The 11,203-nt window shown below is 56.5% G+C and carries 5 protein-coding genes and 5 pseudogenes; 5 read left to right on the top strand and 5 right to left on the bottom strand.

What is annotated here, in order from left to right:
- Positions 1–134: 134 nt before the first annotated feature.
- A pseudogene (locus HV796_RS44670) lies at positions 135–284 on the top strand (IS630 family transposase); the annotation flags it as partial.
- A gap of 256 nt (positions 285–540) precedes the next feature.
- Here HV796_RS44670 and HV796_RS46135 read toward each other — a convergent pair.
- From HV796_RS46135 to HV796_RS37905, 4 genes and pseudogenes are all read right to left on the bottom strand, one after another.
- Positions 541–1,101, bottom strand: coding sequence for a 4'-phosphopantetheinyl transferase family protein (locus tag HV796_RS46135; protein WP_175232956.1), 561 nt, complete (start codon positions 1,099–1,101; stop codon positions 541–543).
- 400 nt (positions 1,102–1,501) lie between these two features.
- Positions 1,502–1,672 (bottom strand): annotated as a pseudogene (locus tag HV796_RS44665) (ornithine monooxygenase); the annotation flags it as partial.
- A 146-nt stretch (positions 1,673–1,818) separates the two neighbouring features.
- Entirely contained in the window at positions 1,819–1,938 is a 120-nt protein-coding gene (locus HV796_RS46130) for a transposase (protein ID WP_175232955.1), read from the bottom strand.
- 684 nt (positions 1,939–2,622) lie between these two features.
- Positions 2,623–3,846, bottom strand: coding sequence for an ISL3 family transposase (locus HV796_RS37905; RefSeq protein WP_175232954.1), 1,224 nt, complete (start codon positions 3,844–3,846; stop codon positions 2,623–2,625).
- A 624-nt stretch (positions 3,847–4,470) separates the two neighbouring features.
- Here HV796_RS37905 and HV796_RS37900 point away from each other — a divergent pair.
- Positions 4,471–7,806, top strand: a complete 3,336-nt coding sequence (locus tag HV796_RS37900) for a hypothetical protein (protein ID WP_175232953.1) — start codon at positions 4,471–4,473, stop codon at positions 7,804–7,806.
- 98 nt (positions 7,807–7,904) lie between these two features.
- Positions 7,905–8,856: pseudogene (locus HV796_RS37895) on the top strand (IS5 family transposase).
- Positions 8,857–9,229: 373 nt separating this feature from the next.
- Here the strand turns inward: HV796_RS37895 and HV796_RS37890 are convergent.
- Positions 9,230–9,850: a class I SAM-dependent methyltransferase gene (locus HV796_RS37890; protein ID WP_175232952.1), complete on the bottom strand. Its 621-nt coding sequence runs from the start codon at positions 9,848–9,850 to the stop codon at positions 9,230–9,232.
- 356 nt (positions 9,851–10,206) lie between these two features.
- On the opposite strand from HV796_RS37890, the pseudogene HV796_RS44660 reads away from it, so the two are divergent.
- Together HV796_RS44660 and HV796_RS37885 are read left to right on the top strand one after the other, a co-directional pair.
- Positions 10,207–10,371, top strand: a pseudogene (locus HV796_RS44660) (integrase); the annotation flags it as partial.
- Between the two features lie 50 nt (positions 10,372–10,421).
- A pseudogene (locus tag HV796_RS37885) lies at positions 10,422–10,642 on the top strand (transposase); the annotation flags it as partial.
- Between the last annotated feature and the right edge of the window lie 561 nt (positions 10,643–11,203).

Below are 11,203 nucleotides of genomic sequence, written 5' to 3'. Positions count from 1 at the left end.
CGTGGCGGGAGCTGGAAACGTGACCATGGCAGCCGGACTGAGGTCCAACCGCGAAAGCGGTGGAGAGACCACCGGAGCCTACCGTGCGCGCGCCAGTTCTCGACCCTACCTGGGAGCGCCTGACGGCGCGATTCCGCCGCATCGATTCCCGCGACCGGCTGATCACCGAGGTCGCGGCCTAGGAGCAACTGCGAAACACCGGCGGCGCTCGCATCAATTGGATGGTCTCTACCGAAACGGCCCGGGAAAAATTGGCCAGGGCCTACCCCCGTACCGACCTCTGAGGAATCGTCATAACCTCTGTGCAAAGGTAGTAGCGCAGTTTATTCAACATGAATTTTCCAATTTAAAATTATTAATAATCGTTATTAATTTATATTTTCGACCATCAGAATGAGGACCCTATGATGGACTTTGTCACTTGCCGCTGCAACCTACTCGCACGCCGATGCAAAGTGACCGTCACCGTCCGTTTTCGCTGTGCATAAGCGGTTCCCGACGCTAGCTTCCGGCTATAGTGAATCCGCCCAACATCCATTCTTACTGCGGCGTAATCCGACGCTCCCAAGCTACACAGGCCGAATAACCCGCTACTGTGCAAATCCACGCCGCTCGAATCATTCGAGAGCTCGGAAGCAATATCGCAGTTTCCTCGGACGACGGCCTCGCAACACGGCGCGACGCCACCGAAAAGCGCTCAGGACCGACAGTGATTCCCAGACCGCGCGCTTTAAGCAGAGCCTCTTTGGTCGCCCATATATCGAAGAAAAACTCATTCTCTCCGCGCTGCCCGCGCCGTTTGACCTCGCAAAGATCGTCATCTCTCACCGCCAGGGCGAACAGTTTTCTGACTTCCAACGCCGAGCGATGTCTTTCGATGTCGATGCCGACAGTACGGCAATTTGGCCAGACGAGTACTACGTGTTCGCCGCTGTGACAGACATTAAAGTCACCCCGTAACTGCGCGGTGATAGCAGCGCCCGCGCCTTGCTCCTCGCGAGGGCTGATGCCGGCAGCGATGTGTGGTCGGCCAGCCAGCGAGAATCCAAATACAAGCTGGCTAGCGTCACGCTTGCAACGCGCCGCGAGGCAGTATCGCAACGCCGCCCGAGAAAAAGCAAACCGTATCCGGCCCTTATGTTCGACAAAGCGGGCGGCTCGCGCTTTTTCGGAAACTGTCTAGCATAGCAAAAATTTCCTTATCTATATTTCAGTCGAAATCCAAATTAATGTGTGCGACACGCGCACATCATCAGGAAAGTCATGAATGCATTGCGGCACCTCGAGAAATTCACTTTTAAATCCCAATTCGCATAATATAAATTATTATATTTCAAAATATGATTCGTCATTAATATAACCGAAATAAATGACGCACATAAATTCATATATAATGAGAAGCGATTATTTGCGCGCAACTATAAGCCGAAATGAGGATGTATGTTGCAAAACAAAGTAAGGGCAGTAAAAGATAAAAGAAGGGAAATCGTTATACTGGGAAAACGGACACACGAAGGGCGTGTGCGCGACGGGCGAGCACCGACAGCAGCGTGTCGCTCAAGCCGTGGCTATCCTCGCAGCACCCTTGGAAATAGATGCCTGGCTGAAAATTCGCAGGTGTCTTCACACTGTAGTCACGCGCGACTTCCCATTGCTCGACCGGCTCGCCTAAAAGCACGTTTGAATCCAGCGGGACAAACGATCCTCCCGCCTCCTGGCAGCAGTCACGGTCACCCGGGTGCACTGGAACAGCAGGGTGCTAAGATCGTCGTTACCCTGTTTGATAACGCGGCCCAGCTGGTCCTTCCCACTACTGTTCTATTTGGAAACGAGCCCCAGCCACGCAGCAAACTGGCGCGCATTGCTGAATTGGCGGGAGTCTCCGACTGTGGCGATCGCTGCCGACGCAGTCGGCAGCCCGACGCCGAACATTTCCACGACACGCCGTGCATTCGGATCATCTTTGGTATGCCGGGCAATCTGGCCGTCGAACTAGTCGATCCCGTTATTGATCTCACGCAACCTCGTCCATGCACGCATCAATGCACGACGTGTCAGCCCCGCAATCTCGTTCCCGGCGTCCCCGACAGCTTCGGCCAACCCGGAGCGGAACTTGTGAATGCCCTGTGGTAGAAACACGCCAAAACTTAGCGAGCAGTCCCCGCAGACAGTTAACCAGCGAAGTGCGTTCTTCGACAAATCCCAGGCGCATGCGATGCAGTACGAGCATGCCCTGCTGGTCCGCGGTATGGAGCGGCGAATTGCGGAGGAATGAGACAAGCGTCATGGCCCAACTCCCGTAGCCGGCGAGCCCGGAAGTGCGCCGAGCTGCATACCTCCATGGCGATCACGCAGGGTTCGCGATTCACAAACCATTCGAGAAACCGATCTCTCGAAACAGCCTTCCTGACCACCACACGCTGGCCGCGTCAACACCGTGTCGCTGCATGATGTTCTCGCCAGATCATCGCCAATGCGGGCAACCCTGTTCATGCCGCTCTCCTTCATCTGATGGCCGGTTAAGCTTTCGTGGCACCGTGCCACACCGCCCCCCGGTGGCGAAGGAGGTCCTTATCAAATAGATTTAATGGACTCTTTTAAAAGTGGAGTGGGTAATGCGGGTCACGAGGCATGCGGATTGAGGGCCGAGAAGTCGAGCTTGCCGGCGATCAGGAACAACACGGTTCGCATGGTCTTGAAGCTGGCATATCCCCGCGCCTTGCGCTTAGCCGCTTGAAACAGGCCGTTAATGGCTTCAATGAAGCCATTGGTCTGGCGCGTCTGGGTCCAGGCGACGATGCCGTCGAAATGCCGAAGGATCATGTGGGCGACGTCCTTCATGGGTTCGACCCTGGAACGCATGACGCCGGTGCACCAGCGACGCAACATTTTGGAGACGACGTGGATTTGCTTTCGATCGAGAATCTCGCGCAACTGCTCGCGGTACATCCAGGCACGGGCCGTGCGGTTGGTGGGGTACTGGCTGACCAGCGCCTCGAGATCGGTCAGTTGCGCGAGGTTCAGCTTCCCGGCATCCTTGAGCAACAACCAGCGCATGCCCTTCAGTGCGGGGGCGGTCTTCTGCTGCGCGCGGCGCACGTCATCGAGCGCTTTGGACGCGTGCGCCACGACATGAAACCTGTCGAACGTCACGCGTGCCTGGGGCAGATGCTCGTCCACGCCCTTGATGAAGGCGGCAGACATGTCGATGCTGACCGACCGGATCTGCGCAGACATTGCGTTGTGTGCCTTCAAGTGCCTGGCAAAGCGTTCGATGACGCCGGCATCCTTGCCAGGCGTGACGAAGACCACGCGCCGCTGATCCATGTCGGCGACCAGCGAGACATAGTCGTGACCCCGGCGGCACGAGGTTTCGTCAATGGCCACTACGCTCACGCGGGACAGGTCAGTCGTGGCCAGGGCCACGTCGACATAGCGGTCGCAAATGGCCTTCACGCGATGCCACGACAGGTTCACCGGACGCGCCACTGCCGCAAATGTCATCTCCCGGCACAGCGTCAGCACGAGCGCTTCAAACAGCAGCGTAAAGCCATCGAGCTTGCCCATCCAGTCAGGCTCCACGAGCCGCACCGCGCCGTCGGGCAGGCGCACCCGCGGCACGCGCACCTCCAGATAACAGTCGAACTGGAAGAAATTCAGGTGGCGCAACCGTTTGATGACCGTGTCATGCACCGGGTGTTCGCCCGGCACTCCGGGATAGGCAAACCGGCTGCCTGCGACAAAGTCCACGGCAATCGTCAGTTCCGTGGCGAAATTGACACCTTGCATATACCACGGCGCCTTGATTCCCAGGGCCGCTTCAAACAGTTGGGTTTGGTTCGTCATAGTTTGCCTGGTCTTGCAGGGCTGGTTGCCGCATTCTGCCGCAACCAGCCCTGCACCAGTTTATCCATGCAACGCGCGTCAAGCGTTCGCTTCGCTGGGCTTGCGCCCGCGCTTGACCCGGCAGTCCACCCACTCGAGATTCGAAAGAAGCATTTAATGCGCGCTGATGCGAAGTGACGACTTTCCTTTGTAGATTCCCGAAGCAAAGATGTCAACTCCGGTGCTTAGACCCCCGAGCAATGAGCACCATAACGTGACAATATTGCTTCGATCTACGGCCGACGACCAGGGAACTTTTTCATTTCGACTCGACCGAATCACTCCATCCAAAATTTGGAGTATCTGATGCCTCAGATCGGTAGACAATCCTGCCGTATTCCCCCCAGTTTTGACCCGACGCTACCGGTGGCACGGCGGCAACAAGACCGCCATCTAGAGCGGCTGCGGTCAGCGCACCCGCGGGACGCACACGTATTGACAAAGGCGCTGGCGGCGCCTTTACCGACGCGGCCCGCTTTAGATGCCGATGCAGACGCTGTGTTAATGGCTCATTTACACGCTGACCGTTGGAGCCCGTGTGGCCGGCCCGCACGGCAGTTGGCCCCGCCCCCTAAAGCGCGCGTCATGCTAGAGCTGGCGTCTTTTTTATCGCGTCTGCGCTTACCGGATGACGCCCCGGTTGAGACGCAAGACCTCCCGCTTGAGGCAACTCGAGATGTCGCCTTCTCGTTCCTGCCGGTGGAAAGCCCGCGCGCGTTAGTCGAGCGCGCCCCGTTGGCGGCGGAGCACGTCACGCACCAAAGCACGGCACTCGCGCCCAGCAGGCAGAAGCGCCAAACAATGTGGTTGCTGGAGCAAATCGCACCGCACTTTGTGGAAGCATTTGAACCCTCGTCGACAACAGCATCGCCACCTATTACTAATGAGGTAGCAACCATCTTACGGTACGTACATATACGAGCCAACTCACTTGCCTGGATCAACCTCGACCGTGCGCAAGCACGTATCCATACCGCAACGGCAGCACTAGTCGCCGTATCGCAGCGACGTCGCGGTAATGTGGAGGCCATCGAGCGGATCATGATGCGGATGTCTCGCTACGGGCCGACAGTGCTACTGAAGCAGCGCATTCCCGTTGGCAGCCTTTTTGACAATGCCGCGCTCTTGTACAGTGCGACTCGCCCTGAAGGCACGGGCGCATTGCCGTCGATGACGGCCCGCAGGCACATGGCCCAGCGGCATCGGGCCTTTCTCGCTCAGCTGGCTGATGAAGCGCTGCAGGCCAGTTTATTTAATCCGGCCGCCTTAGCTCCCAGCGAGCGCGCAGAAACCATTCATTTCGACGGCAATGCCTTAGTCCATGCAGCCGGCAAAACCCTCGACGACCTTGCTCGCGATCATGCCGTCATGCGCTTTCCCGTGCTTGCCAGCTTAAGCCATGCCACACGGGTGGAGAAAGTGCGCCAGTGGCTTAACGCCCATGGGCAGGACACCCAATATCCAGTGGGCACCTTAGAAAACTCCATGGCTTCGGTGCTAAAAACCGCCGCCCTCGCCCGTGGCCAGGCCGCACCGCCGCCTTACGCTTCGCCTCAAGCGGTGGGCGAAGCGTTTGTCCAATTCGCCCGGCATCGCAACAGCAATACGCTGATCGACCCTCGCATCCTGCTGGGACTACATTTGATCAAATCCAATGGAATTTTCCTAAACGGCACCTCGGCTGATCGATTAGCCACCTTGCGCAGCTATGTTAATGACCTGCTCACCGAATTAAGCGGACCGCCGCGCTGGGATCTCAAAGCCACCGCCTCGGCGCTGCTGCAACAAAAGACCGGCTTCACCGAAGCCGAGCTAATGCGTAAGTTGGCAGAACAGCACATCCCTCTGCTGCCCGTTGACACCCTCGATAACACCGCGCCTCGTCTCTTTACCTACCCTCTCAGCATCAAAGATCACGCGGGCCAACCCCAACCGGTCACGCTCAGCGTCGTCGAGCTGAAGGCGCACGCCCAGGCCGCCTTCGACCGCAAGCTCACCGAGTGGTTTAGCGCGCGCGCGCGCCAGAGCCTGCGCCGCGACCGACAACCCCTGACCGATGCGGCCGTCGCCGCTCAGGAATCCGCACTCGCCGCCGCCCACGCGCAAGCCTCTCCATCGACGCTGATGCATTGGCTGGAAAATATGCCGCTCGTGGGCACTGTGGTGGGCTTTGGCGAAGGTGTCGCTCATGGTGATGTAGCGGAGATTATCAGCGCCGTGCCAGTTATCGGCAATCTTTATAATATCGGGGAAGGAGTTCGCACCGGAGATGCCCAACGCGTTGCGGTGGCCTCCATCACGCTGATTCCCTTTGCTGGCGCCGGCTATATCATGCTCGACGGCATTGCCAAACACGACACCGCCCAAGCGGTGGGCGGAGCGTTGGGCTTGGGCCTGGACTTCGTCACCTTCGGCGAAGGGCATCTGCTCTCAAAAGGCCGGCTCGCCGGTCATTCCGCCTTAGGCGAGGGCCGCCTTGCCACGCGCACCTTCACTACCGCTGAGCTCCCTGCGGAAATCCGCCTGCAGGCGCAACACAGCCTCAACGCCTTGCACGACCTCGGCATCAACGACCGGGCACTGGCAATTAAGGCCCACACCGGCACGGTCGGCTCGTTCAAAGACCCCTTCGGGCTGGCCATCCGCGAAAAACGTCTCCCCGCCCTCACCACCTCCATGGCTACCCTCACCCAGCGCTTGACGCCCGTGCCCGCCGCTAAGCGCCCTGTCATGATGCGTTTTTTCCCTGAAGACGGCACCTGGCAAAACCCGCGAACCCTCGCTCGCTATGCCGAAATCGGCCCTAATTTATATCGGCTGCACCGCGACCCCGCTTTCTCCGTCCCTGAACACGCAATCTGGAACCCCGTCACCCCAGAAGGCAATGGTCGCCTGGCCACCGTCAAGCTCGAATATGCTCATGATCAATGGCAGATCGCGCAAAAACTCCCCAGACTACAAGGCGGCGCGCCAGCGTTGGTCTTTAGAGTAATTAACGGAGAGGCTGCGAAGCCGTTGAATCGTGAAATTCCCGCGTCCAACCCATATATCCGCTGGCATCGCCACGTAGCGGAGCAGGCTGACGAGCTTAAGCCTATGCACGTTTCTGAAACGTATACGGTCCATTGGACGGCATACACGATGCGACAGGCGCTGGACGTCAGCAAACACTATAATATGAAAGAATCATTTGATAGCTATTTTGAAGTAAGATTCAAAAATGAAGACGGCTCTCTGAAAACAGATACAAATAAAACCAATGCGGTGCGCAATTTTTACCATGATTTATACGAGAAATCCGCAACGTTTAGAGGATTATATAACTGGGCCATTGATAATCGACGTCTGACTCCGAAGAAAAAGATCAAAATAAACTTGCATTCCCAAGGCACTGAAGAAGCTGCCGCCAGCCACGGGCTACTAACCATTAACACTTCCGACCTGGATTGGCCACACAGCTCACCTGATAAGTTTGTTACCGTAGGGGGCAAACTAGAAAGCTCCACCCCAAAAGAGGCCCTGATACATGAATCCATTCATATATTTACCGATTTGTACGATCCCGATCATTCAGCGTGGACATCGCCAGACGTTCTTACGAGGGACTCATTCAATCTTTTCGGTTTTGGCGAGCGAGGGCCGGTTGTGTACCTCACAGATAGAATTATGAAAGAAGCGGGGATGTCAAGTTCGCCACGGCTTACCTATTTAATAACAAATGAAGCGCAGCTGGGCCGATTAGCGTCAGATGGGGCGGTATTCGATTACACGAGTCTAGAGCAATACGTAAAACTTCAGGACGCTTATTTGGATGCCTTATTCCCTGCTGCATATGAAGAGCAAACTGTGGGCCTCGATTCCGCAGCGACCTACTCGCAATCAAATATGAATCAGCAAAGGCCACGGCTGCGCGTCATATAGAACAATTTGCATTGTTAAGGAAGGTCTGCAAAGTCCCAACGTTGACACGCTGGTGAGCTATCCTAGTGTGCAGGGTGAATGAGTTGAGGAGAAGTGTGATGGCGCAGCTGGGTCTTGGTCTGGATCTGTCAACGAAGTGCACGCGCAAGCCGGAATTTCTCGATGTGAAGCGACGCGTTGTGCCGTGGTTTAAGCTCATTGCGCTGATCGAACCGCATTATCCGAAGGGCAAAGCCGGGCCGGCCGCCGCTCCCGATTACGGACGACGATACCGCAGATTTATTTCATGTCACAGTGGTTTGGTCTGTCAGAACCTGTGATGGAAAAGCCGCTCTATGACGTGCCGTTGTACCGGGGAGTTTGCGGGTCTTGATGACGGCGAGATGGTCCGTTTGCCGGATGAAAGCACGATATTGCGGTTCCGCCATCTGCTCGAAACGCACGGGCTGGCAGCGCGAATACTGGCGCGGATCAATGAGATCCTGACGGAGAACGGCCTGATGCTTAACGTTCAATCGGCCGTCGACGCCACCCTGATTGCCGCGCCCAATTCGACAAAGAACGGCTCTGGCATGCGGGCATCCGGAGATGCAATCAACGCGGAAAGGGGCACCGGTACTTCGGGATGAAAATGTATATCGGCGTGGACGCCTACTCGGGCCTGGTCCACACGGTCATTGGACCGGCGGCCAATGTGCACGACTTCAACGTAGCTCAGGCGCTTCCGCACGGCGAAGAGACGGATGTGTATGCCCGCCGGCCGGCTATCAGGTTATCGAAACGCGTTGTGAGGCTGACGCGGTTCGTTGGCATGTTGCGATGAGACCGGGCAAGCGCAGGAAACTGGATCTGCGTGATTCCCTGGACGCGATATATGGTCAGATCGAGCGTCTGAAGGCGGGCATTCGTGCCAAGGTTGAACACCCGTTTCGCGTCTTCAAGCGGCAGTTCAGTTATACGAAGACCCGCTATCGTGGTTTGAGGAAAAACACCGTCATACTCGCCGCGAGTTTGACGATTCGAACAGCTCAAATAGCATCATGTCAGTGAAAATACGCGGGCTGGCGCCCGCGGCAGCGCCCTACCGGGATGCCTTCGCGGGTTTCTTGCGAGATGTCTTCCGGTACAACTGGCGGAAGCGACCATAAACCGCATTTCTTCCCACGACCTTCATCAGCCATAGCTCCTGATCCGTCGTACTCCGTACCCTGCAACAGCGCCGCGCGGGGCATTTTGCCACGAGCGCGCAGGTGCGGCGCCAGTAAAATGGCACGGCCAAAAGTCGCGACGACGGCGCGGCGAGTCCATGATTGCACAAGTGTCGCGCCGCTCCTGCGGTTTATCGAATCGTCTTCTCCCGTGCTCCGCCGGGCAATCCACTAGTTGTTCGTTTCTCACTGGAGACGTCCGGCCTCAGATATCCTCAATCCGTCAGTTTTCGCGCATACAGCTGATACAAGGGAGCCCGAAAAATATCCAGCTTGCGAAAGTATAAGTTGGTAAACGCATCGATAGCCGGCTTGGGGCAGCGTAATGGATCACTTTCAGGAACGGCATGTTCGCGCCACAGGTAATCGTCGAACACAATAACGCCGCCGATTTTGAGTAGACGAAAGCCCAGCACGGCATCGCATAAGACATCAGGAGCCTGATGCGAGCCGTCGATATAGATAAAATCAAAGTAGCCTTGCTTCCCCTCAACCAACAGTTGCGCCAGTACCCGGTCACTACAGCCTTTGCACTTGACTACTTCCACGGGGAGGGGCACACGTGCACAGACTTCACGGACATTTTGATCGAAGCGTACTTCAATATCGCTCATGGGAATTCCCGCCTGCTGATGCTCGACGCCGCCCTCCCAAGTGTCAACACAATATAACTCAATGGATTTCGATACTCCTAGCGCCTGAATTAGGTAGCACGCGCTGGCGCCTTCGTACGAGCCGACTTCCAGCAATCTCGACGGATTGATTTGTGGAATCAACTGATCCCACACCGGTCGTGCCACATCGTCAAACCAGCTAACTGAAAACTGCAAATTCATGACGCACCATCCTATTGTCAAAAATTACTTGAAGAAAGATCAGCGCGTGAAGCCTGATAGTGAAATTTTCATAAAATCTATGGGGCAATCGTCGGCATGTCGCAGCGGTCTATGTTTTTCAATCGGGATCTGCGACCGCCAGCGACATTGCGTGGTAGGCGCGCGATGGTATTTTTCATTTCATCGCTGCCTTGCCACACTCTGCTGGACTACGCCTCAGCCCGATAAAGCAGGTTTATAAAAAACTTGGGCAAGTTCAACATATGCCGGTGCTTTCTGAAACTTTACCCGAGTTGCGCACCGGTGGCTCCCCTACCAAGCTCCCCAGAGCCAGGTCCCTTCCGAGGAATCACCACATGGCAAGGAGCAAGCTCACGAAGTCCGCAGTCGATGCGGCGCAACCTCAAGCGCATGCCGCCGAACTCCCCGACACGCTGGTGCCCGGCTTCCTCTGCGAGATTGCCCCAGCGGGCCGCAAGGTGTTCATCCTCCGATACCGGACGAAGGCCGCAAGCCCGCGCTTGGTTAGAAGGTGTCGTAAACTTTAGCCTAGACTTGGTAACGTGGCGGGATGAAAAAACGCAGATCCTACTCAACGGATGAATCGGATGAAGAGTGGTACTTCGCCGCACCATACCTGACATTGATGAACAAAGACGCACCGCAGCGCGGCTACGAACTGCGCGAAATGTTCAACGCATTGCGGTGGATTGTGCGCGCCGGTGCGCCGTGGCGTTTGTGGCCCAATGATTTCCACCGTGGGAAACGGTCTATCAGCAGACGCAGCGCTGGATTCAGTGCCGCGCCAATAGCTTTGCATCGCCCACGGAATACGACCGCATCACGAAGATCGCTTGTAGCGCAGTTACCACCGAACACACAGAAGGATGATCTCGCGTTCAAAGTGTCGTCCATCGAACAGACTGCCCAGATTCTTCAGCTTACTCATTGCCGGTCATCAATTCGTGTAGTCCGACGACTCTAACGTTCACTGTCTCCGTCTGCACCATGTATGGACGATTCCCTGTTGTCAAGCAGTCCCGGTCGCTGGCATGAGGTCGAGGTTGCAGTCATGTATCCGGGCTCAGTTCGCAGCACTGGCTGCGGGGCCCACGATGAATATCCGCGAATGGATGCCCCCCAATCAGATCCTCGGGCTTTGTGCCCTTGGTGCAAAGCGGGTTTGGCCCATCACGGTCCGACCGTTCTGTCATCGAATTGAAGTCTGCTCAAGCAACCTCCGGAAAGTGAACGATGTTTCGATGTTAAAGACTGGGGTTGTGTGAATGCGTCACACTGGATCGCACGGGAACACTGCCAGCCTGATAGGGCTGATCCCGAATCAGCATCGCC

It is taken from the genome of Paraburkholderia humisilvae (assembly GCF_902859855.1).
GTDB lineage: Bacteria > Pseudomonadota > Gammaproteobacteria > Burkholderiales > Burkholderiaceae > Paraburkholderia > Paraburkholderia humisilvae.
This window is presented reverse-complemented; position numbering and strand designations above follow the sequence as displayed.

Coding starts and splice junctions, on each gene's coding strand:
- HV796_RS37905 (WP_175232954.1), bottom strand. CDS start 3,846: ATGACGAACCAAACCCAACTGTTTGAAGCGGCCCTGGGAATCAAGGCG.
- HV796_RS37890 (WP_175232952.1), bottom strand. CDS start 9,850: ATGAATTTGCAGTTTTCAGTTAGCTGGTTTGACGATGTGGCACGACCG.
- HV796_RS37900 (WP_175232953.1), top strand. CDS start 4,471: ATGCTAGAGCTGGCGTCTTTTTTATCGCGTCTGCGCTTACCGGATGAC.